At 68.6% G+C, this 25,305-nt stretch carries 27 protein-coding genes; 17 read left to right on the top strand and 10 right to left on the bottom strand.

What is annotated here, in order from left to right:
- Positions 1-107 precede the first annotated feature (107 nt).
- Positions 108-575 (bottom strand): thioredoxin-dependent thiol peroxidase, encoded by a 468-nt coding sequence (bcp, locus tag ACFWUU_RS06690; RefSeq protein ID WP_137253285.1) that lies wholly within the window; start codon positions 573-575, stop codon positions 108-110.
- A gap of 132 nt (positions 576-707) precedes the next feature.
- Between bcp and ACFWUU_RS06685 the strand changes: the two genes are divergently transcribed.
- The 6 genes from ACFWUU_RS06685 (at position 708) to ACFWUU_RS06660 (ending at position 5,725) form a co-directional block, all read left to right on the top strand.
- Positions 708-2,210 (top strand): circularly permuted type 2 ATP-grasp protein, encoded by a 1,503-nt coding sequence (locus tag ACFWUU_RS06685; RefSeq protein ID WP_380174282.1) that lies wholly within the window; start codon positions 708-710, stop codon positions 2,208-2,210.
- A 16-nt stretch (positions 2,211-2,226) separates the two neighbouring features.
- Positions 2,227-3,171 (top strand): alpha-E domain-containing protein, encoded by a 945-nt coding sequence (locus ACFWUU_RS06680; RefSeq protein WP_380173327.1) that lies wholly within the window; start codon positions 2,227-2,229, stop codon positions 3,169-3,171.
- On the top strand, positions 3,168-4,010 hold the full coding sequence (locus ACFWUU_RS06675; protein ID WP_380173325.1) for a transglutaminase domain-containing protein: 843 nt from the start codon (positions 3,168-3,170) through the stop codon (positions 4,008-4,010). Before ACFWUU_RS06680 ends, ACFWUU_RS06675 begins: the two co-directional genes overlap by 4 nt.
- A 4-nt stretch (positions 4,011-4,014) precedes the next feature.
- The gene (locus ACFWUU_RS06670; protein WP_380173323.1) at positions 4,015-5,058 is read left to right on the top strand and encodes a glucose 1-dehydrogenase; all 1,044 of its coding nucleotides are present in this window, start codon (positions 4,015-4,017) and stop codon (positions 5,056-5,058) included.
- Positions 5,059-5,126: 68 nt separating this feature from the next.
- The gene (locus ACFWUU_RS06665) at positions 5,127-5,390 is read left to right on the top strand and encodes a DUF3618 domain-containing protein (RefSeq protein WP_137253290.1); all 264 of its coding nucleotides are present in this window, start codon (positions 5,127-5,129) and stop codon (positions 5,388-5,390) included.
- A 41-nt stretch (positions 5,391-5,431) separates the two neighbouring features.
- Positions 5,432-5,725 (top strand): co-chaperone GroES, encoded by a 294-nt coding sequence (locus tag ACFWUU_RS06660; protein ID WP_130445451.1) that lies wholly within the window; start codon positions 5,432-5,434, stop codon positions 5,723-5,725.
- On the opposite strand, the gene ACFWUU_RS06655 is transcribed toward ACFWUU_RS06660, so the two are convergent.
- Positions 5,716-6,780: an FAD-dependent oxidoreductase gene (locus tag ACFWUU_RS06655; protein WP_380173321.1), complete on the bottom strand. Its 1,065-nt coding sequence runs from the start codon at positions 6,778-6,780 to the stop codon at positions 5,716-5,718. The two genes, ACFWUU_RS06660 and ACFWUU_RS06655, sit on opposite strands and share 10 nt — an antisense overlap.
- Before the next feature lie 29 nt (positions 6,781-6,809).
- A complete protein-coding gene (locus ACFWUU_RS06650) occupies positions 6,810-7,187 on the bottom strand; it encodes a DoxX family protein (RefSeq protein WP_380173319.1) in 378 nt (125 codons plus the stop codon).
- Between the two features lie 87 nt (positions 7,188-7,274).
- On the opposite strand from ACFWUU_RS06650, the gene ACFWUU_RS06645 reads away from it, so the two are divergent.
- From ACFWUU_RS06645 to ACFWUU_RS06615, 7 genes are all read left to right on the top strand, one after another.
- Positions 7,275-7,745: a MarR family winged helix-turn-helix transcriptional regulator gene (locus ACFWUU_RS06645; RefSeq protein WP_380173317.1), complete on the top strand. Its 471-nt coding sequence runs from the start codon at positions 7,275-7,277 to the stop codon at positions 7,743-7,745.
- A 63-nt stretch (positions 7,746-7,808) separates the two neighbouring features.
- Positions 7,809-8,909 (top strand): succinyldiaminopimelate transaminase, encoded by a 1,101-nt coding sequence (dapC, locus tag ACFWUU_RS06640; RefSeq protein ID WP_380174280.1) that lies wholly within the window; start codon positions 7,809-7,811, stop codon positions 8,907-8,909.
- Positions 8,910-8,995: 86 nt separating this feature from the next.
- On the top strand, positions 8,996-10,321 hold the full coding sequence (locus ACFWUU_RS06635; protein WP_380173315.1) for a M15 family metallopeptidase: 1,326 nt from the start codon (positions 8,996-8,998) through the stop codon (positions 10,319-10,321).
- Positions 10,318-11,106, top strand: a complete 789-nt coding sequence (locus ACFWUU_RS06630; RefSeq protein ID WP_380173313.1) for a hypothetical protein — start codon at positions 10,318-10,320, stop codon at positions 11,104-11,106. Before ACFWUU_RS06635 ends, ACFWUU_RS06630 begins: the two co-directional genes overlap by 4 nt.
- A 101-nt stretch (positions 11,107-11,207) precedes the next feature.
- Positions 11,208-12,374 (top strand): amino acid deaminase/aldolase, encoded by a 1,167-nt coding sequence (locus ACFWUU_RS06625; RefSeq protein WP_380173311.1) that lies wholly within the window; start codon positions 11,208-11,210, stop codon positions 12,372-12,374.
- On the top strand, positions 12,371-13,669 hold the full coding sequence (locus ACFWUU_RS06620; RefSeq protein ID WP_380173309.1) for a D-arabinono-1,4-lactone oxidase: 1,299 nt from the start codon (positions 12,371-12,373) through the stop codon (positions 13,667-13,669). Before ACFWUU_RS06625 ends, ACFWUU_RS06620 begins: the two co-directional genes overlap by 4 nt.
- A 27-nt stretch (positions 13,670-13,696) precedes the next feature.
- Entirely contained in the window at positions 13,697-14,416 is a 720-nt protein-coding gene (locus ACFWUU_RS06615; RefSeq protein WP_380173307.1) for a PIG-L deacetylase family protein, read from the top strand.
- On the opposite strand, the gene ACFWUU_RS06610 is transcribed toward ACFWUU_RS06615, so the two are convergent.
- The 4 genes from ACFWUU_RS06610 to ACFWUU_RS06595 all read right to left on the bottom strand — a co-directional run bounded on the left by ACFWUU_RS06610 (position 14,406) and on the right by ACFWUU_RS06595 (position 17,639).
- Complete coding sequence (locus ACFWUU_RS06610) at positions 14,406-14,822, bottom strand: hypothetical protein (protein WP_380173305.1); 417 nt, start codon at positions 14,820-14,822, stop codon at positions 14,406-14,408. The genes ACFWUU_RS06615 and ACFWUU_RS06610 overlap by 11 nt on opposite strands.
- 39 nt (positions 14,823-14,861) lie before the next feature.
- Positions 14,862-15,791, bottom strand: coding sequence for an alpha/beta fold hydrolase (locus ACFWUU_RS06605; protein ID WP_380173303.1), 930 nt, complete (start codon positions 15,789-15,791; stop codon positions 14,862-14,864).
- A 10-nt stretch (positions 15,792-15,801) separates the two neighbouring features.
- Complete coding sequence (locus tag ACFWUU_RS06600; RefSeq protein ID WP_137253301.1) at positions 15,802-16,338, bottom strand: DUF6817 domain-containing protein; 537 nt, start codon at positions 16,336-16,338, stop codon at positions 15,802-15,804.
- A gap of 353 nt (positions 16,339-16,691) precedes the next feature.
- Entirely contained in the window at positions 16,692-17,639 is a 948-nt protein-coding gene (locus ACFWUU_RS06595; protein ID WP_380173301.1) for a LysR family transcriptional regulator, read from the bottom strand.
- 97 nt (positions 17,640-17,736) lie between these two features.
- Between ACFWUU_RS06595 and ACFWUU_RS06590 the strand changes: the two genes are divergently transcribed.
- Together ACFWUU_RS06590 and ACFWUU_RS06585 are read left to right on the top strand one after the other, a co-directional pair.
- Entirely contained in the window at positions 17,737-18,480 is a 744-nt protein-coding gene (locus ACFWUU_RS06590) for a glucose 1-dehydrogenase (RefSeq protein ID WP_380173299.1), read from the top strand.
- 13 nt (positions 18,481-18,493) lie between these two features.
- A complete protein-coding gene (locus tag ACFWUU_RS06585) occupies positions 18,494-19,507 on the top strand; it encodes an alcohol dehydrogenase catalytic domain-containing protein (protein WP_380173297.1) in 1,014 nt (337 codons plus the stop codon).
- A 132-nt stretch (positions 19,508-19,639) separates the two neighbouring features.
- Here the strand turns inward: ACFWUU_RS06585 and ACFWUU_RS06580 are convergent, their stop codons facing one another.
- Both ACFWUU_RS06580 and ACFWUU_RS06575 read right to left on the bottom strand, forming a co-directional pair.
- Positions 19,640-20,074 (bottom strand): DUF6319 family protein, encoded by a 435-nt coding sequence (locus ACFWUU_RS06580; protein WP_380173295.1) that lies wholly within the window; start codon positions 20,072-20,074, stop codon positions 19,640-19,642.
- 41 nt (positions 20,075-20,115) lie between these two features.
- Positions 20,116-20,733 (bottom strand): TetR family transcriptional regulator, encoded by a 618-nt coding sequence (locus ACFWUU_RS06575; protein ID WP_380173293.1) that lies wholly within the window; start codon positions 20,731-20,733, stop codon positions 20,116-20,118.
- A 70-nt stretch (positions 20,734-20,803) separates the two neighbouring features.
- Between ACFWUU_RS06575 and ACFWUU_RS06570 the strand changes: the two genes are divergently transcribed.
- Positions 20,804-22,240: an MFS transporter gene (locus tag ACFWUU_RS06570; RefSeq protein WP_380173291.1), complete on the top strand. Its 1,437-nt coding sequence runs from the start codon at positions 20,804-20,806 to the stop codon at positions 22,238-22,240.
- Here ACFWUU_RS06570 and gndA read toward each other — a convergent pair.
- Positions 22,168-23,607, bottom strand: coding sequence for an NADP-dependent phosphogluconate dehydrogenase (gndA, locus tag ACFWUU_RS06565; RefSeq protein ID WP_380173289.1), 1,440 nt, complete (start codon positions 23,605-23,607; stop codon positions 22,168-22,170). The genes ACFWUU_RS06570 and gndA overlap by 73 nt on opposite strands.
- 97 nt (positions 23,608-23,704) lie before the next feature.
- Here gndA and ACFWUU_RS06560 point away from each other — a divergent pair, with 97 nt between their 5' ends.
- On the top strand, positions 23,705-24,229 hold the full coding sequence (locus tag ACFWUU_RS06560) for an isochorismatase family protein (RefSeq protein WP_380173287.1): 525 nt from the start codon (positions 23,705-23,707) through the stop codon (positions 24,227-24,229).
- The last annotated feature ends 1,076 nt before the right edge of the window (positions 24,230-25,305 follow it).

Genomic DNA, 25,305 nt, shown 5'->3' with positions numbered 1-25,305 from the left:
TGATCCAAATCACAGTAACCAGTTGGCTCAAACGACCGTTCCATGGACCATCTGCATGAAACTGTCGAAGGTTTCCCTCCGGTAGCTGCGGTTTTAGAGGTGCCTTTTCACAGTCCCAGGTCGCGGCGGAGCTTCGCGACGTGCCCGGTGGCCTTGACGTTGTACTGCGCGACCGCGATCTTCCCGTCCGCGTCGACGACGAACGTGGACCGGATCACGCCGGTCACCTTCTTGCCGTACATCGTCTTCTCGCCGAACGCGCCGTACGCCTGCAGGACCTCCTTGTCGGGGTCGCTCAGCAGCGGGAACGTCACGCCGTCGCGCTCGCGGAACTTCGCCAGCTTGGCCGGCTTGTCCGGGGAGATCCCGAGTACGGCGTACCCGTGCGCCTGCAGCGAGTCGAGCGAGTCGCGGAAGTCGCAGGCCTGCTTGGTGCAGCCCGGGGTCATCGCGGCCGGGTAGAAGTAGACGATCACGTTCTTCCCGCGCAGATCCTTCAGCGCCACGTCGTTGCCGTCGGCATCGGGCAGGGTGAAGTCGGGTGCGGTGTCGCCGACCGACAGGCGTTCGGACATCAGGCCCTCCACGAATCGATTGAAGTGCCGCAATCGTACGTGCAAGATGCGCAGATGAGCCGCGCATCCGCCCGCCCCTTGTTCGACGGCTACCTGGACCCACGCCGCCCGCACGCCGGGGCGTACGACGAGATGTTCGACCCCGTCGACGGCGTCCGTACGGCGTACAAGCGGCTGCACGACTCGCTCGTGCCCTTGCAGCCCGCGGACCTGACGACGCGGGCCGAGGCGCTGGACCGGGCGCTGGTGGACCAGGGCATCACGTTCAGTCTGTCGGGGGAGGAGCGGCCGTTCCCGCTGGACCTCGTGCCGCGGGTGATCACTGCGGCGGAGTGGTCCCGGCTGGAGCGCGGCGTGGTGCAGCGGGTGCGTGCGTTGGAGGCATTCCTCGCTGACATCTACGGCGACCAGAACATCGTCGCGGACGGAGTCCTGCCGCGTCGGCTGATCACCTCCTGCGAACACTTCCAACGGCAGGCGGCCGGCATCGCACCGCCCAATGGCGTCCGTATCCACGTGGCCGGCATTGACGTGGTCCGCGACGAGCAGGGTGACTTCCGCGTGCTCGAGGACAACCTGCGTAGCCCGTCCGGGGTGTCGTACGTGATGGAGAACCGCCGGACGATGGCGCGGGTGTTCCCGGACCTGTTCGCCAAGCACCGGGTGCGCGCGGTCGGCGACTACGCAGTACATCTGCTCCGGGCTCTGCGGGCCGCGGCTCCGCCCAGTGCGACCGATCCGAACGTCGTCGTACTGACGCCGGGCGTCTACAACTCGGCGTACTTCGAGCACTCGCTGCTCGCACGCCAGATGGGGGTGGAGCTGGTCGAGGGGCGGGACCTGTTCGCCCGGAACAACGTCATCTACCTGCGGACCACTGAGGGCGAGCAGCGGGTCGATGTGATTTACCGGCGGATCGACGACGAGTTCCTGGACCCAGTGCAGTTCTTGCCGGACTCGGCACTCGGTGTGGCCGGTCTGGTGAACGCAGCGCGCTCGGGCAACGTGGTGATCGCCAATGCGATCGGGAACGGCGTGGGCGACGACAAGCTGATCTATACGTACCTGCCCGAGATCCTGAAGTACTACTTGGGCGAGACGCCGCTGCTGCCGAACGTCGACACGTACCGGTGCTGGCTGCCCGCGGAGCAGGCCGAAGTACTCGATCGCCTCGACGAGCTGGTCACCAAGCCGGTGGAGGGTTCTGGCGGGTACGGCATCGTCTTCGGGCCGGATGCCTCGCCGAAGGAGCTCCAGGCGCAGCGTCGCCGCATCAAGGCCAACCCACGCGGCTGGATCGCGCAGCCCGTCGTACAGCTGTCCACTGTGCCGACGAAGGTCGGTGAACGGCTGCAGCCGCGGCATGTGGACCTGCGGCCGTTCGCGGTCAACGACGGCGAGGACGTGTTCGTACTACCCGGCGGGCTGACCAGAGTGGCGATTCCGGAGGGCAGTCTGGTCGTCAACTCGTCGCAGGGCGGCGGTTCGAAGGACACCTGGGTGCTGGCGCCCAGAGCGTCCGACGAGGACGCCGAGCTTCGTGGACCCGGTCTGGGGACGCCCGCACCGAAGTCGGACAGTACGCCGGAGCAAGGTCCGGAACTCAACGTCGCCCAACAGCAGCAGCAACAGTGATGGGGAGGTGCTGACGATGCTCGCACGCAACGCCGAGTCGCTGTACTGGATCGGCCGGTACGTCGAACGCGCGGACGACACCGCGCGGATCCTCGACGTGTCGGTGCACCAACTGCTCGAGGACGCCACCGTCGACGCGGACACGGCCAGCCGCAGGCTGCTCTCGGTCCTCGGCATCACCCCGCCCGGCGGCAGCACGCTGGACGTGTGGGGGCTGACCGAGCTGGTCGCCATGTCGCCGGAAACCGGGTCGATCGTGTCCTCGATCGCCAGCGCCCGCGAGAACACCCGCGTCGCGCGCGAGGTGGTGTCCAGTGAGCTTTGGCAGTGCATCAACGCCATGTGGAACGCCGTACCCGAGCGCCAGCGTGCTGCGCGGCGTGTGGGGCCGCATGAGTTCTTCACCTTCGTGGAGGACCGGGCGGCGATGTTCGCCGGGCTGGCCGACTCCACGATGAGTCGGGACGACGGGTGGCGGTTCCTGGTGCTCGGCCGGTCGGTGGAGCGCGTGGACATGATCGTCCGGATGCTGATGTCCCGAGTGGGCGACCGGCCGACCTCTCCAGGCTGGGTGACGGTACTGCGGTCTGCCGGTGCGCACGACACGTACCTGCGGACGTACCGCGGGGCACTGGACGCGTCGCGGGTCGTGCAGTTCTTGCTGATGGACCGGCTGTTCCCGCGGTCGGTGTTCCATGCGCTGCAGCAGGCGGAGTCCTGTCTGGACGACCTCGACCACGGACCGGCGACGCGGATCGGTGCCGGCGCGGAGGCTGCTCGATTACTGGGCAAGGCCCGGAGCGATCTGGAGTTCCTACGGCCGACGGACCTGCTGGACGACCTGACCGGCAGACTGCAGGACCTGCAGACCATGGTCCGCGAGGTCGGCGAGGCCGTGGCGCGGCAGTACTTCCACGCGGTGCCGTGGATCGAGTGGAACAACGCGGAGGTGAACCTGTGAAGTGGCGTCTCCGGGTCGTGCACACGACGGGCTATCGGTACGCGACTGCCGTCACGCAGTCGTACAACGAAGCCCGACTGACTCCGCGCCACGACGACCGGCAGAACCTCATGGTCGCGCGACTGGAGACGGTCCCCGCGACCCGCGCGTACAAGTACACGGACTACTGGGGTACCGAGGTCAACTCCTTCGACCTGCACACTCCACACACCGAGCTGAAGGTGATCGCGGCGTCCGTCGTCGAGACAACCGACCAGACCCCACCGTCCGTCGACGCCACCTGGTCCCAGCTGCGATCACCAGAGGTTCTTGACGCGTACGCCGAGTACCTCGAGTGGACCAGCTATGTCCCGAAGCATCGTGAGCTCGCTGCCGTCGCGCGCTTGCTCCGCAAGGGCCGTACGCCGCAGGAGACTGTGCTGGCCGTGTCGAAATGGGTGCACGGCAAGCTGAAGTACCAGCGCGGCACCACTGGTGTGCACTCGTCGGCTGTCGACGCGTGGCAGGCCGGTGAGGGCGTGTGCCAGGACTACGCGCACCTGACGTTGGCGATGCTGCGGGCTGTCGACGTACCGGCGCGCTATGTCTCCGGCTACCTGCACACCAAGCCGGACGCGTCAGTGGGCGAGACAGTCGTCGGTGAGAGTCATGCATGGGTGGAGGCGTGGACTGGTGAGTGGTGGGGATTCGACCCGACCAACGACATCTCGATCGGTCACCGGCACGTCTGGGTGGCGACCGGGCGGGACTACGGCGACGTGTCGCCGCTGAAGGGCATCTACTCGGGTGGCGCTGCGACAGCCATCGAGGTGACCGTCGACATGACCCGGTTAGCCTGACCCCATGCGGGCCATGACAGTGACGCCGGGCAAGTCCGACTCGGCGACAGTAGGCGAGGTCTCGGAGCCTCCCGTTGCCGACGGTTCGATCCTCGTGGAGGGCCTGCTGACGGGCATCTGCGGAACCGATATCGAGCTGGTCTCCGGAGCGTTCGGCAGCGGACGTCCCGGCTCGGATCACCTCGTCGTCGGGCATGAGTCGCTCGGACGCGTGCTGGAGGCACCTGTGGCGTCCGGCTTCGCTCCCGGCGACCTGGTGGCCGGAGTGGTCCGCCGACCGGACCCGGTGCCCTGTCCGGCTTGTGCTCGGGGTGAATGGGACTTCTGCCGCAACGGCCTGTACACCGAGCGCGGCATCAAGGAGATGGACGGGTACGGCGCCGAGCGCTGGCGGGTCGACCCGTACTTCGCCGTACCGGTGCCGGCCGAGCTGGGAGAGCTCGGCGTACTCGTGGAGCCGGCCAGCATTCTGACCAAGGCGTGGGAGCAGGTGGACCAGGTCGGCGCGCGCTCGTGGTTCGGCCCGCAGCACGTGCTCGTGACGGGAGCCGGTCCGATCGGACTGCTCGCGGCGCTCATCGCCCAGCAGCGTGGGTACGACGTACATGTGCTGGACCGGGTCACGGACGGGCCGAAGCCGGAGCTGGTCCGGGCGCTGGGTGGGACGTACCTGACTGATCTGGGACAGCTCGGTGTCGTACCGGATGTGGTGATCGAGGCGACTGGGGCCGGGCAGCTGGTGTTCGACTGTGCTTCGCTGCTCCCGCCGGCCGGTGTGATGTGCCTGGCCGGGATCCACCCCGGGCCGGCGACTGTCGACGTACAGCTGGACGCGCTGGTCCGGCAGCTCGTCGTGCGCAACGCGGCGCTGGTCGGGACGGTGAACGCGGGCAAACGGCACTACGCCGACGCTGTGGACGTGCTGCTCGCGGCTGATCGGGCCTGGCTGCAGCGGTTGATCACCCGGACCGTGCCGCTGTCGCAATGGCCGGATGCATTGGTGCGGGAACCGGATGACATCAAGGTGGTCGTGGACTTGCGGGGATGACCTGCGAGGATGGTGGGTGACGAGGGGCAGATCGGGGCATGCCCCGCGGATGGAAGGAGCGTCGACAGGTGTCGGACACGAAGGCTCGGACCGCCGAGCAGATCGAGGCGGACATCGCCGCCACCCGGTTGCGCCTGGCTTCGACCGTCGACGAGCTGGTCGACCGCGCGAACCCGAAGAACGTGGCCCTGCGGCAGGTCGAGCAGGCCAAGTCCCAGGTCTTCGACGAGCAGGGACAGCTGCGGACCCAGAAGATCGTCGCGGTCGCCGGTGCGGTGGTCGGCGTCGTCGGCGTACTGCTGGTGATCCGCCGGCTGGTGGGTCGCCGGTGACTCCACGCAAGCGGCTGTCCGACGACAAACTCCCGATCCGGATGCTGCACGACCGCGTCCTGGTCTCCCTCGAGCAGGAGGGCGAGCGCAAGTCGTCGGCCGGCATCTTGATCCCGGCCACCGCGCAGATGGGCCGCCGGCTCGCCTGGGCGAAGGTGGTTGCCGTCGGCGCCAACGTGCGCACGGTGGAGGTCGACGACCGCGTCCTGTTCGACCCGGAGGACCGGGCCGAGGTGGAGGTCCGCGGCGACGACTACATCCTGCTGCGCGAACGCGACCTGCACGCAGTGGCAGCCGGCCGCCTGGAAGACGGCCAGACCGGCCTCTATCTCTGAAAACTGAAGCGGGCAGGCGTTCTCGCACTGCCCGTCACCAGGTCACGGACGAGCTCGCCGACCAGCGGAACGAACTTGAAGCCCTGGCCGGAGAAGCCCGCGGCGACGGTGATCGGTCCGGCCCGGTCAATGACGAACCTGGCCGACGGCGTGTTGTCGTAAAGGCAGCTGATCGCAGTGGATCGCCCCGGGTCCAGCCCGGGGTACCACTGCGCGACGTACTCGCGAAGAGCTGAGTCCCGCTGCGGCTCGGGCCGGAAGTCGCGGGTGTCGGGGTCGACCTCCGGCCCGCTCGCGTGCATGCCGACCTTCACACCGGAGCCCGGCTCGTAGAGGCCGTAGCAGTCCGGGCCCCAGTGCACGAAGCTCGGCCACTCGAAGTCCTCCGACAGCGGAGTGAAGAACCGCGGCTGCTCCTGCGTCACCGTGAACCGCGGCAACGGCACCAGACCGGGCAGCAGCTTCGGAGTCCACGGACCGGTCGTCACAACGACGTGCTGCGCCCGCACGGCCCCACCCGGTACGTCGAGCTCGACCAGCTCGTCGTGGAGCCGCAGCGCCCGTACCGGCGACTGCACGCGGAACTCCGCCCCGAGCCGACTCGCCACCGTCTGCAGCGCATGCACCGTGCGTTCGGCGTACAGCCGGCCCGACCCTGGCTGGTAGAGCACCGGGCTCTCGAACCGGAAACCGGGCCAGCGCTCGGCGGCCTCTTCCGCCGCCAGCACCGACCCGGTTGCCGCATGCAACGACCGGAAGATCTCGACCGACACGTCGCTCATCCCGTGGTCGATCCCGCCGGTCTCCTCGAGCAGCGTCTCGCCGGAGTCGGCCTCCAGTTCACGCCACAACGGCCGCGCCCGCTCGGTCAGCTCAGCCAGCTCGGCGTCGTCCGCCGCCGGCCGGAACAACCGCGTCGCGCCGTGCGAGCCGCCCCGCTCGTGCCCGAGCGTGAACTGCTCCAGTACGACGACATCCCGCCCCGCCGCTGCCAGTGCACGAGCTGCCGCGGACCCCATCGCACCGGCCCCCACCACCGCCACGTCGTACGTCATCCGAGCAGCGTACGGGCGGCGGGCACAGGCTAGAAGCTGTTGGGCCCGAAGCGGAGGATTGCTACCAGAGCCGTGAGGATCAGGATGACGATGTTGATCGCGATCGGTGGGAATTCCTTGCGGCGGCCGTGGGTGATGATGGCGCCGGTCATGATCAGGGCGAGGCCGGTCGCGGCCAGCGGGACGAGGATCGGGGCGATGTCGAGGGCGGCGGGCAGGATCAGGCCGATCGCGCCCAGGACCTCGGCGGTGCCGATCAGTTTGATCGTGCCGGCGGAGAAGTCCTCGACCCACTTCATGTTCTGGTTGGCCAGCAGTTTGCGGCGGCTCTGGCTCAGCTTGGTTGCACCGGCGGCCAGGAAGAAGGCGGCCAGCACTCCGGCGACGATCCACAGAAAGACGTTCATATCCCACTCTCGGTTATCAGTTGACGCATCAACTCAACCGTAGAGGTTGTTGACTTGAAGCGTCAAGTAATCCGGTAGAATGGGGTCATGGTGGGGGATACGCGGTGGCTGGAGCAGGACGAGCTCGCGACCTGGATGTCGTTCGCGGCGCTGATGTTCAAGCTGCCCGGAGTGCTGGACTACCAGCTGCAGCGGGACTCCGGGCTGACACATTTCGAGTACCTGGTGCTCGCCGGGCTGTCCGAGTCGCCTGGGCGGTCGCGGCGGATGAGCGACCTGGCCGGCTTCGCGAACGGCTCGTTGTCGCGGCTCTCGCATGTGGTCAAGCGCCTAGAGCAGCGTGGTTTCGTCGAGCGCCGGCCCGCCGAGGAGGACGGGCGGATCACCGTCGCGACCATCACCGACAGCGGCTACGAGTTCCTGGTGGCCGCCGCTCCGGGGCATGTCGCGACCGTTCGGGAGTACGTCATCGACGTGCTGAGTCCGGAGCAACTGGCGCAGCTGAAGGACATCGCCGACACGATCCTGGCCAAGGTTGATCCGGGCAAGGACTGCTGACGTTCTCGCGGAGCGGGCAGCCGGAGGCGGCGCGATCGGCGTGCGGGGGAGAATAGGCCCGTGATCTTCGAGACCTCCAGCCGGTTGCCAGACTTCCCGTGGGACAAGCTCGCCCCTTACACGCAGAAGGCGGCCGAGCATCCCGACGGCATCGTCGACCTCTCCGTCGGCAGTCCGGTGGACCCGGTGCCCGAGCTGGTGAAGAAGGCGCTGGCCGACGCGGCCGACGCCCCGTCGTACCCGACGACCATCGGTACGTCGGCTGCACGGCAGGCGGCCGTGGACTGGATGGCCAGGCGTCTCGACGTGACCGGAGTGGACCCGAAGAGCGGCGTACTGCCGGTGATCGGCACCAAAGAGCTGATCATGATGCTGCCGACGCTGCTCGGCATCGGCGCGGGGGACACCGTCCTCATCCCGGACCTGGCGTACCCGACGTACGAGGCGGGCGCTGCGCTCGCCCGCGCGACCAGCGTGCCGGTGGCGGACCCCACGACGTACGACGGGCCGGTGCGGGTCGCCTATCTGAACTCGCCGCGCAATCCGTCCGGTGAGATCACGCCCGCCGCTGAGCTGCGTCGTGCGGTCGAGTGGGCGCGGGCGAACGACGTACTGCTGGTCAGCGACGAGTGCTACACGGAGTTCGGCTGGGACGAGAAGCCGGTGTCCGTGCTGCACCCGGACGTGTCCGGCGGCAGTTTCGACAACCTGCTCGCGGTGCACTCGCTGTCCAAGCGGTCCAACCTGGCCGGGTACCGCGGTGGCTTCGTGGCCGGTGACCCGACCGTGGTGACCGAGCTGCTTGCCGTACGCAAGCACGCCGGGCTGATGGTGCCGTCGCCGATCCAGGCTGCGATGGCGGCTGCCTTCGCGGACGACGTACACGTCGAGGAGCAGCGTGCGCGCTACCTCCGGCGGCGTGCAGTACTGCGGGATGCGCTGACCGATGCGGGCTGGGAGATCACGCTGTCCAACGGCGGGCTCTACCTGTGGGCGTCGCACCCGTCGTACGACGCGTACGGCTCGGTCGGGGCGCTGGCGGACAAGGGGATCCTGGTCGCTCCCGGTGCGTTCTACGGCGCTGCCGGTGAGCGACACGTCCGGGTGGCGCTCACGGGGACCGACGAGCGCATCGATTCCGCGGTGAAGCGACTGCAGGAGTAAACAAAGTCCGCACTCCCCTGTGACGTATCCCGGTGTGGCCGCCTCTTATAGGGGGTACGGGTGTTGTCAAGGGGAGGGTGAGGCGGATGAGACGCTTCGTTGGGGTGGCTGTTGCGGTGCTGCTGGGGCTGGGGCCGGTGGGTGTCGCGCACGCGGACGACTCCCCGTCGCCGTCGATCACACCTTCATCGACACCAGCGTCGACACCGACGCCAACGCCTACACCTACTCCCACTCCGACGCCGAAGCCGGTTGTGACCCCGGCGGCGACTCCCGCGCCGGCCTGGTCGATCACGCTCGACCAGCCGGCGGCGTCCTGGGAGGACAAGCCGACGGTCTTCACCGGCAAGATCAGCCAGTCGATCACCGGGTCGTACATCACCCTCTGGCAGCGGGTCCCCGGCGCCTGGGTGCTGCGCGCGTCGACCCGCACGACGGCCGGCGGCGTGTACAGGTTCAACTACGTCTCGGCGTACACCGGGACCTGGGCGTTCCGCACGATGATCGGGGTGAAGGCGGAGACGGCGCTCGCGATCTCGGCGTACCGGACCGTGCCGATCCAGGACCGGAAGATCCTGATCAACACGCCGGCGTCCTGGTACGCCACGCTGACCGGCGTCTCGGTCACCGGCCGGATGGTGCCGGCCGAGCCGGGCAAGGAGCTCGCGCTGCAGAGCTATCTCGGCAGCGGCAAGTGGCAGCTCCTCAACATCGGCGTGATGGATGCCAAGGGCAACTTCCGGCTCCGGGTCCCCGACGACCTGCCCGCCACCCGGACGGTGCGTGTCGTCACCCGCTATGTCAGTCAGGCCGCGATGGAGTACTCCGGCCTGGCGACGATCGTCATCAAGGCCGCCCTCAACCCCAAGGTGTACGCCGTCTCGGCTGCGATGGTGCCGAACACGTACCGGGCCGGCTGTCCGGTCGCGCCGGCGTCGCTGCGGCTGCTGCAGCTGAACTACTGGGGTTTCGACGGCCACGTGCACCGCGGCGAGCTGATCCTGCGGGACGCCGCCGTGGCGAAGATGATCACGGTCTGGACCACGACGTTCGCGTCGAAGTTCCCGATCCGGCAGATGCGGCGGGTGGACGTGTACGGCGGCAGCGATGTGAAGTCGATGGCTGCGGACAACACGTCGGCGTTCAACTGCCGGCGGGTGACGGGTGATCCGTACTCGCTGTCGCCACACTCGTACGGGTGGGCGATCGACATCAACACCGTGGAGAACCCGTACCTGGCCGCGAACGGTGTCTGGTACCCGTCGAACGGGCTGGCGTACCGCACGCGTACGCCGGCGCGTCCGGGGATGCTGTTCGCGAGCAGCGTGCCGACCAAGGCACTGGTCGGGCAGGGGTACTTCTGGGGTGCCGGCTGGGCCAAGCCCGACTACCAGCACTTCGAGCCGAAGTGAAACGCGTAGTCGTCGCTGGAGTGCTGGCGTTGGTGCTGGTGGGCTGCGGTGCGAACTCGGCGGCTCAGCAGCCTGCGCCAGGTGTGGTCCAGCGGTCCGCGTCGCCGGTCATCCCCAGCACGGTCGGCGGGACGGTGCCGGTGCCGCCCGCGACCATGAGCACCGCTAAGCCGACAGATGCGGCCGTTCCGCCGGAGGTGCCGGAGCAGGCGACCGCACCGCCGCCCGCCAACGCCGGACCGCTCACCGCTCGCAACCTGCCGACTCCTGACAAGCTCGGTGCCGGCTGGAAGACGTACACCGACCCGGGTGGCGCAGAGGCCGGTTTCATCGGCAACAACACCTGGACCCGCCGCCGTGACCCCCACCAAGCTTCCTACGAAGCCCTGCCCTCCGGCTGCGCAGGCAAGCCTGTCAGCGGTTCGCTCCCCATCCCGGCGTACGCCCTAACCGGCAGCTACCGCACCGCCGACGACCAGCCGGCCACAGCTCTTCTGCTGCGCTTCAAAGGCTCTGCGCAGGCGGCTGACTACTACGCCGGCTATCAGGCCCGGATGAAGTCCTGCGGCTCCGGCGGCGACCTCTCCGTCAAACAGCTCTGGACTACCGCCACAGCCGCTGCCGCGTCCCGCGCGTACGCAGGAGCCGAGTCCTACATCGACCTCTCCGTGGTCCACGGCTCGACCGTCGCCCTCCTGGCAACCACCTCCGCCACCCCGGATCAGCAGGCTGCCTGGGCGCGCGGCGTCGTACCAGCCCTGGAAGAGGTCATAGATAGATCCTGAAGTCCCCCCGCTTCGGCGCCGGAGGCGCCGAAGTCCCTCCTGCAAGCGATTCCCACAGAAGTTGTATTACCTTTCAGTATTTCGTGACCTACACTCCGGTTATGGGTGACTTCGACCGGTATGCCCGCCTGACCGCGGGCCTCGATGCGCCGTACGCGGTGATCGATCTCGACGCCTTCCGGCGGAACGCGGACGATCTGGTCCGCCGCGCAGGCGGTACGCCGATCCGGATCGCCTCCAAGTCGGTCCGCTGCCGCGCGCTGATCGCCGCCGCGCTCGAGCGTCCCGGCTTCCACGGCGTGATGAGCTACGCACTTCCCGAGGCGCTCTGGCTCGCGCGCAACGGCGTCGACGACATCCTCCTCGGCTACCCGACCACCAACCGCACCGCGCTCCGCGAGCTCTCCGAGGACCCCGAAGCGGCGGCCCGGATCACGCTGATGATCGACTCGCCCGAGCACCTCGCGTACATCAAGGCAGCCGCGACCGGCACCGCCCGGAGCCAGGTCTGCCTCGACGTCGACGCCTCGCTCCGCGTCTTCGGCCAGCATCTCGGCGTACGCCGTTCGCCGCTGCGCACCCCCGCCGACGTCGCGGCCCTCGCCCGGACCGTCGCCGCCGACGACTCGTTCGAGCTGACCGGCGTGATGTTCTACGAGGCCCAGATCGCCGGCCTGCCCGACACGTCGCCGGCAGTCCGCTGGGTCAAGCGGCGTTCGGCTGCCGAGCTCGCCGATCGCCGTGGCGCGGTCGTTGACGCGGTCAAGCAGGTCGCGGCGCTCCGGATCGTCAACAGCGGCGGCACCGGCAGCCTGGAGATCAGCAGCGCCGACCCGTCGGTCACCGAGGTCACCGCCGGCTCCGGTCTCTACGGCCCGACCCTCTTCGACAAGTACGACATCTTCCAGCCGGAGCACGCGATGGCGTACGCCCTGGACGTCGTACGCCGTCCCGCGCCCCGGATCGCCACGCTCTTCGGCGGCGGTTATGTCGCGTCGGGGCCGGCGAAGAAGTCGCGGTTGCCCTTGCCTGCTTGGCCGTCCGGCCTGAAGCTGCTCGGCACCGAAGGCGCCGGCGAGGTGCAGACGCCGGTCCAGGGACAATCAGCCGATCGGCTGAGTCTCGGCGACAGAGTATGGATGCGCTACGCGAAGGCAGGCGAGATGCTGGAGCGGTTCGACGTCGTGCACGCGATCGGCTCGGACGGGTCGAGTGATGAGGTGAAAGAACTCCTCACCTACCGCGGCGAAGGGAAGAACTTCGGATGAGCACCTGGCGGAACTGGTCCGGCACCGAGTCGGCGACCGGGATCGAGACCCTGCGCCCGCGGTCGACCGACGAGCTCGCGGCTGCGGTCAAGTCCGCCGCCGAGCAGGGCAAGAAGCTCAAGGCGGTCGGCTCGGGGCACTCGTTCACAGGCTGTTCGGTGCCGCAAGAGGTGATGATCCGTCTCGACGGGCTGTCCGCGATCACGCATGCCGACCAGGCGTCCGGCCGGGTGACGGTCGGCGCGGGCACCGGCCTGCGGAAGCTCAACGCAGGCCTGGCTGCATTCGACCTCGCGATGGCGAACCTTGGCGACATCGACAAGCAGACGATCTCCGGAGCGATCTCCACCGGCACGCACGGCACCGGCGCGCGGCTCGGCGGGCTGGCCACGCAGGTCGTCGCTCTCGACCTGGTCACAGCGGACGGCTCGGTGCTGCATTGCTCGCCGGAGGAGAATCCGGACGTCTTCGCCGCGGCCCGGGTCTCGGTCGGCGCGCTCGGCGTGATCAGCTCGCTGACCCTGCAGTGCGTGCCGGCATTCCTGCTGCGCGCGCAGGAGATGCCGCTGCCGCTGGCCGAAGTACTCGACGGGTTCGATGAGCTTGCTGAGGGCAACGATCACTTCGAGTTCTACTGGTTCCCACATACCGACATCGCGCTGACCAAGCGCAACAACCGGGTCGCCGCGGGCGTCGACGCGTCGCCGGTCGGCCGGATCCGCGGGTGGGTCGACGACGAGCTGCTGTCCAACAAGGTCTTCGAGCTGACGAACCGGCTCGCAGTACGACGGCCCGCGATGGTTCCGCGTATCAACCAGCTCGCCTCGCGTGCGCTGTCGGCGAGGGAGTATGTCGATTCGTCGTACAAGGTGTTCTGTTCCGAGCGCAACGTGATCTTCCGCGAGTCGGAGTACGCCGTACCGCGGGAGCATGTGGTCGAGGTGATCCGCCGGCTGCGGGACTGGATCGACACGTCGGGGTCGCGGATCCCGTTCCCGATCGAGGTCCGGGTGGCTGCGCCGGACGACATCTGGCTGTCCACGGCGTCCGGGCGCGAGACGGCGTACATCGCGATCCATCAGTACCACCGGCTACCGCACGATCCGTACTTCCAGGCGTTCGAGGACATCGTCGCCGAGTACGACGGGCGGCCGCACTGGGGCAAGCTGCACACACTGACCGCGACCGACCTGCGTGCGCGGTACCCGCACTTCGAGGACTTCCTCGCTGTGCGCGACCGCCTCGACCCGCAACGGACCTTCGAGAACGCCTACACCCGTCAAGTCTTCGGCTGATGCTTCGGCGGGCGATAGCCTGCGGGCATGAATGCTGCGGAGGGGCTCGAGCCGTTGGCCGAGGATTGGCAGAAGGCGCTGGCGATTGTCGCGCACCCGGATGATCTCGAGTGGGGATCGGCGGCCGCGATCGCGCGCTGGACCGGCCAGGGGAAGCAGATCGCGTACTGCCTGCTGACGTCCGGCGAGGCGGGGATCGACGGCGTCGACCCGGCCGAGTGCGGACCGCTGCGGGAAGCGGAGGAGATCGAGTCGGCCCGGATCGTCGGGGTGTCGTCGGTCGAGTTCCTCGGCCAGCCCGACGGGACGATCGAGTACGGCGTACCGCTGCGGCGCCTCATCGCCGCCGCGATCCGGCGGCACCAGCCCGAGATCGTCATCACCGGCAACTTCCGCGACACCTGGGACGGCGACGTCGCGCTGAACCAGGCCGACCACATCAACACCGGCCGGGCGACGATCGACGCGGTCCGGGACGCCGCCAACCGGTGGACCTTCCCGGACGCCGGCGACAAGTGGGACGGCGTACGGCAGGTCTGGGCGGCCGGCTCACCCAACTCGCGGCACGGCGTGGACACGACCGACACCTTCGACCTCGGCCTGCAGTCGTTGAAGGCGCACCAGGCCTACATCGACGGACTGAACCGCGCGTTCGACCCGGAGGAGTTCCTCGAGGGTGTTTCGCGTCCGACCGGCACTCAGCTCGGGACGAAGTTCGGCGCGCGGTTCGAGGTCTTCACTCCGTAGGGAGGTCGCGCGCAGCCTTCAGGTGCGGAGGCCTCGGCTTCGGGTGCCGCGGCTCACGGTCGCCGGCGGTGCCCGGGCCGGGCGGGTTGCCCGGGCCGACCCACGAGCGGACCAGCGCGCGGCCGCCCTTGCGGGTCATCCGGTGCAGGTCGATCTGCTGGACCTGATTGGCCGGGATGCCGAGCTGGGCGAGGCTCCGGTTCGCCATCGCACACGCGGCGTCGTGCTTGCGCGGCGAGAGGTTCTGCTGCAGGACGATCGCGATCGTCCCGTCGGGAAGGTCCTCGACCCGCTGGAACCGCATGCCCTTGTCGAGCGACCAGGACTTGAGGGCGAGCTCGAGGTAGTCGGAATCGGAGAGTCGTCGATCGGTCTTCGCGCGCGCAACCACTTCGTAACGGGCCATATCCCGATCATCCGTCGGCCGACCGACGTTTTCCAGGAATCAATGGAGTGCGTTGATCGCCGCGGCCACCTCGGTCGGGTTGGAGATCAGCGTGAGGTGGTTGGCGTTCGGGATCAGCGTCGGCGCGGGGGCGCCGATGCGGGTCGCGGTCTCGGTCGCGTTGCCGCCATTGGTGTCGAGTGCGCCGAACACGACTGACTTCGGGATCGGCAGATCGCGCAGTTTGGCCAGGCGATCCGCCGACACGGCCGGGATTCCATGTGCGGTCATCTGCCACACCGCCTTCTCGGCGCCCGGCTGCCGGAACGGGCGGGTCCAGTCGTCCACGTTCATCGCCGGGCAGTCGGGGGAGCAGACGCTGTTGTAGATCTTCTTCAGCAGCCACCCCTGATCGAGCACCAGCCGGAACAGCGAGGTTCGGTACGGCGGAACGATCAGCCAGCGCGGCGGGCCGGCCTGCCCGCCCGGCAACGGCAGCGCGTCACCGTCGAGGAACATGATCCCGGCCATCCGGTTCGGTGCCTCCAACGTCGCCTCGGCGACGACGCCCGCGCCGAGCGAGTGTCCGACCAGGATCGGCCGCGGTTCACCCGGTCCGCCGAGGTGCATCGCGTCCATGAACCCGAGCAGCTGCGCCGCGAGATGCTCGATCGTGTACGGCGCTTTGCGCTCGGAGTACCCGTAGCCGGTGATGTCGTACGCGTACACGCGGTGGTTCGTCGCAAGCAGCGGGACGAGGCGCGACCAGGTGTCGACGGATTCCGCTGCGCCGTGGACCAGTACGACGGGTGTGCCCGACGTACCCCAGGTCTCGTAGCGGGTGTTGATGTCGCCGGTCCGCACGTACTTCAGCCCGGGAGGTGGTGCGGCGGTCCCGTTGGTGGCGAGGTTGTAGCCGAGCGACGCCGCGGTGACGATCAGCCAGAGCCCCAGAAGTCCCAGGAACCCCCGCCACAGGAACCGTTTCACGCCTCCAGTGTTACAGCTGCAGGATGCGCTGCGACTCGGTGAGGACGGCGGGGGAGGCAATGGACTGCCAGCGCGGGACCTGTTCGGTCAGGAACGGACCGAGCTTGACCGCGCGCTTGGCATCGTTGTCGAGGACGTCCAGCTCGTTGACGATGGTGAGATCGACGAAGTCGCGCAGGTCCGCCGTGCCGAGCTCTTCCGACGTGCCGGTGAAGCGGTCGGTGACCGTGCGGTGCTCGGCGAGATCGCGCCACGTGGTCTCGCGGTCGCAGGCGCCGTACCGGTAGACGATCTGCTCGGCCTCGGTGCCGATCACCGACTCCAGGACCGGGCGCTCGGTCTGCCAGTCGAAGAGGTGGGTGGGAAAGCCATCCGTCCCGTACGCCGCGTGGGCGAGGCCGGCGAGCACCAAGGTATCGGAGGCGCCGAGGGAGCCGAGACGCTTGGCGACCCGATGCAAGTGGACGTAGAGACTTCCCCCAGCGTGGTCGATCTCGTCGGCGCCGCGCACCAGCAGCAGCGAACCCAAGTCCTGAAAAGTGCTCATCTGACCTCTTCTCACCCCGGAGCGGTCAAATCGCTCGAACAGATCAGGGCCAAGGAGAGGACCCAGGTCACCCACGGTAAGGCCAACCACCCACGCCCGCCCACAGCTGCGGCGTGCCGTTTCGGTCACACCCCGTTCATTTCCTGTTCCCTGAGGTGGTGCCCCGTGCTCCGGCGGTCAGGACTTCACCGGAGCACACCCCGGAGCGTCCCCTGAAACCCGGGCCCACCCATTCCCACCGGCCATCCCGCTGCCGACCATGAATCCATGAGTAACGCCGCAGCCCGCTGGACCTTGATCGCCGTCATGGCAGCCATGACCCTGCTCACCATCACGCTCACGACCGCTCTGAGCTAGGTAGTTGCCGTTGGCAAGGGATCCAGTGCGCGACGGGTCTCCTCGAGGAGCCGGTGCAGGAGCGGGTTGGCGCTGTGTCTCGGCCAGATCAGGGCCAGCACGTTCGGCGGTGCGTCGACCAGCGGCAGCCAGGTGAGCTTGGGGTGGGCGAAGTACGTGACGGTCGACGCCGGCGCGATCCAGCAGCCGTGTCCGGCCGCGACGAGATGCAGGCACTCCTCGGGCGTCCGCGCCTGCGGGCCGAAGATCGCGCGACCGCCGTCCGGGCGCGGGTCGATGAACCAGAAGTTCACCACCGCTTCCGGCATCCCGTCCCGGGGCCCGACCACCGGTACGTCGGCCAGATCCTCGATGTACAACGACGTACGCGTCTCGAGCGGATGTCCCGGCGGCAGCGCGACCCAGCGCTCTTCCTCGAGCAGCGGGTGAACGGTGAACCGCGGATCGTCGCCGATCGGCAACCACAGGAACGCCGCGTCCGCCCGGCCCTCGACCAGCGCGGCGATCTCGTCCGGCAACGTGTGCGACGAGATCGGCCGTACGTCGACCTCGGGCACTCCCCGTCGTAGCGCAGCCTCGACCGCGGGCATGAAGTGCGCCGTACTCTGCGCCTTGAACGTGATCCGCAGCGGATCCGGCCGACCTGTCGCCGTCAACCGTGCCTCGGCGACCATCGCCTCCGCGGATGACAACAGCGCCGCGCCCTGTTTGAGCACGACCTCGCCGGCCGCGGTCAGCTCGATCCCGGTCGTGCGTCGCTCGACCAGCGGGGTCCCGACGACCCGCTCCAGTTGACGGATCTGTCCGCTGACTGCCTGCTGCGTCAGGTTCAGGACTCCGGCGGCGCGCGTCATGCTGCCCTCGGCCGCAACGGCTTCGAGCGCTTGCAGCAGCCGCAGGCTCAGATCCACGCCGTCCTCGCATCCACCCGGCCATCGTGCCACAACGATTCGTTGTGCCCTCGCCAAGAAGTCTCTGTTTCCACCTGCCGCGATCTCGCAGGACGATCGAAGCAGGCCACTCGAACGGAGAAGAAGAAGGATGACGCTCAAGGGAAAAACGGCGCTCGTCACCGGATCGTCGAAAGGGCTGGGACGGGCGATCCTGCTCCGCCTCGCCGCCCAGGGCGCGAACGTCGTGGTCAACTACTCGCGCGACGAGACCGCCGCGAACGAAGTTCTCGACGCTGCCAGGTCGCTCGGGGTGCAGGCCATCTCGGTCGCCGCCGACGTGTCCCAGGTCGACGGGATCCAGCGGCTGTACGACGCGACGGTGGACGAGTTCGGCCAGGTCGACATCGTGGTTGCGAACGCCGGCATGGAGAAGGTGAACGTCCCGGTCGCCGAAGTCACCGAGGAGGACTTCGACCTGCTGTTCCGGGTCAACACCAAGGGTCCGTACTTCGTCCTGCGCGAGGCGGCCCGCCGGATCGCCGACAACGGCCGGATCATCACGATCTCGTCGAACACCACCACGGTCCCGCAGTTGGGTGTCGGCCTGTACGGCACCAGCAAGGTCGCCACCGGCTACCTGGCCCGCGTGCTCGCGCTCGAACTGGGGCCGCGGGGGATCACGGTGAACACGATCGTGCCGGGGCCGATCGACGGCGCGGGGATCTTCACCGACCCGGCGAACGACGAGTACAAGCAGAGCCTGATCGCGATGGTGCCGATCGGGCGGTTGGGCACCACCGAGGACGTGGCCGGCATCGCGGCCTTCCTCGCGAGTGATGAGGCCGGGTTGATCACCGGCCAGCAGATCGTTGCCGACGGCGGAATGCACTGAGGAGAGACGAGAAATGACTGAAACCATGCGGGCGGCCCAGGTCCAGCAGGCCGGTGGCCCTTTTGTGGTGACCGATGTGCCGATCCCGGAGCCGAAGGCCGGGCAGATCCGGGTGAAGGTGCACGCCTGCGGGATCTGCGGCGGTGACGCGATCCCGCGGAACGCGCTCTTCGGCACTGTGCTGCCGCGGATCCCCGGGCACGAGATCGCCGGCGTCGTGGACGCGGTTGGCGAGGGCGTCACGGTCTGGGAGGTCGGTCAGCGGGTCGGCGTCGGCTGGTCCGGTGGCGTCGACTTCACCTGCGAGTTCTGCCGGCGCGGTGACTTCACGAACTGCGTGAGCCGCACGATCGTCGGCACGTCGTACGACGGTGGGTACGCCGAGTACATGGTCGCGCCGCAGGACGCGGTGGCGCGGATCCCGGAGGCGTTGTCGTTCGAGGACGCGGCGCCGTTGATGTGTGGCGGGATCACCCCGTTCAACGCGCTCCGGCACGCGAAGGCGGGACCGGGGGACACGATCGCGGTGCAGGGTGTCGGCGGTGTCGGGCACCTGGCGATCCAGTTCGCCGACAAGATGGGCTTCCGGACGGTGGCGATCAACCGCGGCCGGGACAAGGAGAAGCTCGCGCGTCAGCTCGGGGCGGACGAGTACATCGACAGCAATGAAGGCGACGCCGGCGAGGCGCTCCAGGCGATCGGCGGCGCGGCCGTCGTACTCGCGACCGTCTCTCGCGCTGATCTCCAGTCGGACCTGGTCAAAGGGCTGCGGCCGAACGGTGAACTGATCGTCCTCGAAGGTAGCGATCCGATCCAGGTGACCGGTCACGCGTTGTCCGAGGGACGGTTGTCGGTCTCCGGCTGGTACTCCGGGGTGGCTCAGGATTCCGAGGAGACGTTGAACTTCGCGGTGCTGAAGAACATCCGGCCGATCATCGAGACGTTCCCGCTCGAACAGGCCGAGGATGCCTGGCAACACCAGCCGCAGGCGAACCTGCGCATCGTGCTGACTACCCAAGCTCAGTAGAGCTCCCAGAACCCGTCCGCAACCACCTCACACAGTTGCGGACGGGTTCTGCATTTGCTGCCCGTGGTGATCAGGGAAGGTGACTACCACGGGGAGTCCTGCGTCGGGATCTCGTGAAGCTCAGGCGCGGCCTCAGTCGAGGTCGGCGAGAGCCTTCTTCGCGGCTTCCAGCTCGGCCTCGAGCGCGGCCACCTTCGCGGCCTGCTGGGAGCGGGCCTCCTCGATGACCTCGTCGATCGGGGTCGAGAGGTCCTCGTGCAGCTCCTTGGCCGCGCGGGACACCGCGGCCGCGGCAACGGCCAGGTCGCGGGCCAGGTACGTCGTGCCCTGCTTGAGCTCGGCGTGCCACTCGCCGTCCGCCGTCCCGGTGACGGTGAGAGTGAGCTCGATGGTCTTCGCCTTCTTGCCGGCAGCCTTCTTCGCCGGCGCCTTCTTCGGCTTGGGAGCCTCGACCGGAGCCGAGGTGGCCTCAGGTGTCGTTTCGGGCGCAGCTGCCGACGGGTTGATCGGGTCGGGAGTGTCGGCGAGGTCGGACGGCGTCTCTACTGCCAGAGTGTCTACAGTCATCGTTGCGGCGATCTCCTTCTGGGACTGGCGCTGTGTGACTATTAGAACACATGTTCGATTCGTAGGCCAACCAGCTTCACCAGGAAGCGGTCGATCTGGTCTGCCAGCGGTGGTAGGTCGGCCTCCGGCTCGTTGATCCGGATCGAGACCGCGCCGTGCACGGCGGCGCGAAGATCCAGCGCCACGGCAGCCGCGTCGTCCGCGGGTGCCAGGCCGGCGTCCATGCAGGCCTGTACGGCGGCGGTCGCGCGCGTCGACAACTCCTCCTTGAAGACCAGGTGCATGCGCCGGTTCAGCGTGCTCTCGTGCAGCACCTTGTAGAGGCCGGAGTACTCGCGCACCCACGTGCCGAGGAAGAGGAGTCGCGCGCGTAGTCGCCGTACCGGATCGTCTCCGGCGCTGTCCTCTGCTTGCCCGAGGTCGTGCAGGAGGTTGGTCGTGGACTGCTCGAGTGCCGCGAAGACGAGCTCGTCGCGGTCGGCGAAGTGGATGTAGACCGAGGTTGCCGCGATCCCCACCTCGCGAGCGACCGCGCGCAGCGAGAGCGCCTCGTCGTCGCCGAGCTCGTTCAGCATCCGCAACGCGGCGTCGATGATCTCTTGCCGCAGCAGTTCCCCTTGCCCGCGACGGTTCCGGCTGCGCGACGTTCCAGCGTCCATAAAGCCGATTGTATTGCAACGGACGTTGCCCTACAGTCGTAGCACTACAGCTGTTCACTTAAGGATGATGATGAGCGGACTCAAGGGACAGGTCGCGGCGCCGGGGGTCGACGCCCGGCGGTGGTGGGCGTTGGGGGCGGTCGCCACGGCGCAGTTGATGGTGGGGATCGATCTGACCATCGTGAATATCGCGCTGCCGTCGGTGCAGCGCGATCTGGGGATGTCGGATCCGGCGCGGCAGTGGGTGATCACGCTGTTCGCGCTGGGGTACGGCGGATTGCTGCTGCTCGGTGGGCGGATGAGCGACCTGATCGGGCGGCGGCGTGCGCTGCTGGTCGGGCTGACCGGTTTCGCGATGGCCTCGGCGCTTGGCGGGGCCGCGAGCGGACCGGCGATGTTGCTGACGGGGCGTGCGGTACAAGGGGTCTTCGGTGCCCTGCTGACACCGGCGGTGCTGGCAACGCTGGCGGCGTCGTTCCCGTTGCCGGCTGAGCGTGGGAAGGCGTTCGGGATCTACGGGACGGCGATGGGCAGTGCGTCCGGTCTGGGCGTGCTGGTCGGCGGCGTGCTCACGCAGTACCTGGACTGGCGGTGGTGCATGTTCGTCAACGTCCCGATCGCCGCACTGGCAGCGGGAGGTGTGCTGTACGCCGTACGTCCGGTCCCGCGCGCTAGTGGGGTGCGAGTCGACGCCCTAGGTGCGTTGCTGGCGACTGCAGGTTTGATGGCGGTCGTGTTCGGGTTCGCCCGGGCGGAGTCGGATGGGTGGAGCGCGCCAGCGACGTACGCGTCGCTTGCAGGTGGGGTGGTGTTGCTGGCGGCCTTCCTGGCGGTGCAGACGCGATCGAAGTACCCGCTGCTGCCGTTGAGGGTCCTCGCGGACCGCAGGCGCGGTGCTTCCTACCTGGCTGTGTTCAGCCTGGCGATCGGCATGTTCGCCGCGCTGTTCTTCCTGACCTTCTACCTGCAGAACATCCAGCACTACTCACCGCTGAAGGCCGGACTGGCGTTCTTGCCGCTGACGGTGGGGCTGATGGTCGGAGTGCGCGCAGTGAGTCGGCTGCTGGCCAAGGCGCCGGTGCGGTCTCTCATCTGCCCTGGACTGCTGACCATCGCCATGGGCCTGGCACTGCTCGGGTTGCTCAGGGCAGACAGCAGTTACTGGCTGCACGTCATGCCGGTGTTCCTGCTGGTCGGTCTGGGGACCGGATGGGTCCTGATTACGGCCAACAGCACCGCGACCCTGGGCGCCGGCCCCGACACTGCAGTGGCCGGCGCCATGGTGATGACCTCTCAGCAGATCGGCGCATCACTCGGGACGGCACTGCTGAGCACAGTCGCGGGCACGGTCGCCGCCCACTCCGATGCTGTCCACGGGTTCAACGTGGCGAGCCTCGGAGCGGCCGGCTTCCTGTGCGTAGCGGCGGTGGCTGTCTACTGGGTGCTCTCGGAGCGGTCGCCCGACCACTCCAGGTGGAAGCTGCCCTCACGGTCGACGCGCTTGTAGGTGTGCGCACCGAACAGGTCGCGCAGACCCTGGATCAGCGCAGCCGGTAGCCGCTCGGCCCGCAGGCCGTCGTAGTACGACAGCGCTGCCGAGAACCCCGGAGCCGGTACGCCGACCGTCGCGGCGGCGGCCACCACCCGTCGCCATGCCTCCTGCCCGTTGGCGACGGCTTCCTTGAAGTAGTCGTCGACGAGCAGCGACGGCAGGTCCGGGTTCCGGTCGTACGCCTCCTTGATGCGGTCGAGGAACCGGGCCCGGATGATGCACCCGCCGCGCCAGATCGTCGCCATCGCACCGAGGTCGATGTCCCAGTCGTACTCGTCGCTCGCCGCCCGGATCGCGTCGAAGCCCTGCGCGTAGGCAACCAGCTTCGACGAGTACAGCGCGTGCCGTACATCGTCGATGAACGCCTGCCGGTCCACGTCCAGCTTCGGGTTCGCGGGACCGGGCAGTACGCCGGCCGCAGCCTCCCGGCGTACGACGTCACCGGACAGGGAGCGCGCGAACACGGCCTCGGCCATGCCGCTGACCGGGATGCCCAGGTCGAGCGAGGACTGCACGGTCCAGCGGCCGGTGCCCTTCTGCTCGGCCTGGTCGAGGACGATGTCGATGAACGGGCCGCCCGTGGTCGGGTCGGTCTGGCTGAGCACCTCGGCGGTGATCTCGATCAGGAACGACTCGAGGTCGCCGGTGTTCCAGTCGCGGAAGACCTCGGCCAGCTCGGTGGGGGACAGGTCGAGCACGTGCCGGAGCAGGTCGTACGCCTCGGCGATCAGCTGCATGTCGGCGTACTCGATGCCGTTGTGCAGCATCTTCACGAAGTGGCCGGCGCCGTCCGGTCCGACGTGCACGCAGCACGGCTCGCCGTTCACGTGCGCGGAGATCTTGGTCAGCATCGGCTCCAGCGCCGCGTACGACTCCGGGGAGCCGCCCGGCATGATGCTCGGGCCGTTGAGCGCGCCCTCCTCGCCGCCGGACACGCCGCTGCCGACGAAGTGCAGACCCTTCTCCTTCAGCGCGCTCTCGCGGCGCCGGGTGTCCAGGAAGTGCGCGTTGCCCGCGTCGACGACGATGTCGCCCTCGTCGAGCAGCGGCACCAGCTCGTCGATGACCGCGTCGGTCGGCGCGCCGGCCTTGACCATGATGATGACCTTGCGCGGCTGCTCCAGCGACTCGACGAAGCCGGCCAGGTCCGTTGACGGGACGAAGTCGCCCTCGGAGCCGAACTCCTCGACCAGCGAGTCCGTGCGGGCCTGGGAGCGGTTGTGCAGAGCGACGCTGAACCCGTTGCGCGCGAGGTTCCGGGCCAGGTTGCGGCCCATCACCGCAAGGCCGGTGACACCGATCTGGGCTTTGGCAGAACTCATCGAATCTCCCGCAGTCTCGAGTTGTGTGCGGACCAAGTCTCGCGCGCCCGGCAAGAGACCCGGGCAGCGGGCCCGTACTGCACTTTAGGCTCGGCGTGTGAATCCTCTTGAGTCCCGTCGTACTGCGCTCATCCTCGTCGACCTGATGCCCCGGATCATCGCGCTGGACACCGCTCCGTTGACCGGTGCAGCTGTGGTCGAACGCTCGGTCGCACTGGCCGCGGCGACGCGTGCGGCGGGTGGTTTGGTGGTGAACGTCCGGGTCGAAAGGCCGGGAGTCGAGGTGCAGCCGGAGGGGAGCGAGTTCGCGGCTGAGGTCGTGCCGCAGGCCGGCGACCTGGAGATCGTGAAGCGCACAATCGGCGCCTTCGGCCGATCGTCTCTCGACGCGGAGCTGCAGTCGCGCGGGATCGCGAACGTGGCCGTCGCCGGCATCGCGACAAACTTCGGGGTCGAGTCCACGGGGCGTACTGCTTCGGATCTCGGCTACGAGACGTTCTTCATCACAGACGCGATGACGGGCCTGGATGGCTCGGCCCACGACTTCGCCGTTTCATATGTCTTCCCGCGGGTCGGCGAGGTCTGCACCACCACGGAGTATTTGAACGCGTTGAAGGAGTAGCCCATCGCGGTGCTACGCGCGACTCGTTCCTCGCCGTGCTACGCGCCGCACCCGCCCACCCCCCGGGCTCATCGCCCGGAGCATCCTTTCCGGCTATCGCCGGACGTGCGCGCTATCGCGCGGTCGACCGCCGGGTGGTGGGGCGTCGGGCGGATCACCTGAGCGGACCGTGATGCCGGGTGCGGCGGCCACATTCCGCCCCACCGCGGTCGACCCCGACCACGGCTCCGCCCGTCCCGGACCTCCACTCCAGACCCCACCCTGGGCCTCGACCACGGCTCCGCCCCGCGACGGGCCTCCGCTCCAGGCCCCGACCACGGCTCCGCTCCGCCCCGGGGCTGCACCCCGGCCTCGACCACGGCTCAGACCACTCCGGGTCCACGCCGGGCCTCGACGCGGCCCCGCCCTACATCCAGGCCCCAGCCGCGAGTCGCTCCACGACTCCCCCCGTGCGGATCCGTCCGCACGAGCCCGGCCCGCCCGCAGTCAGCTGTCGAGCGGGCGCGACCTGGTGGTCATCCGCGAGCAGCGGCGAGCGACTCGCGGGCGGCAGCCCGCCACTCCGGCGATATCCGGAAGGATGCTCCGGGCGATGAGCCCGGGGGTGGGTGGGGCGGCGCGGAGCACGGCGAGGAACGAGTCGCGCGTAGCCCCGCGATGGGCTGGCAGTTGTCCGCGGCATCGCAGTCACCTCGCCCGTCTGCAGCACGCCTCACCACGCCGCAGTCGACCGCGCGGTAGCGCGCACGGTCCGGCGATAGCCGGAAAGGATGCTCCGGGCGATGATCCCGGGGGTGGGTGGGGCGGCGCGGAGCACGGCGACGAAGGAGCCGCGCGTAGCCCCGCGATGGGCTGATAGCTGTCCACGGCACCGCAGTCACCTCACCGGTCCGCAGCACGCCCCGTCACCTGGCAGTCGATCGCGCGGTAGCGCGCACGGTCCGGCGGTAGCCGGAAGGGATGCTCCGGGCGATAAGCCCGGGGGTGGGTGGGGCGGCGCGGAGCACGGCGACGAAGGAGCCGCGCGTAGCACCGCGAGGGCTGGCCGCAGTACCGCGGTGGGCTGTCCGCAGTAC

This window comes from Kribbella sp. NPDC058693 (assembly GCF_042715335.1).
GTDB lineage: Bacteria > Actinomycetota > Actinomycetes > Propionibacteriales > Kribbellaceae > Kribbella > Kribbella jiaozuonensis.
This window is presented reverse-complemented; position numbering and strand designations above follow the sequence as displayed.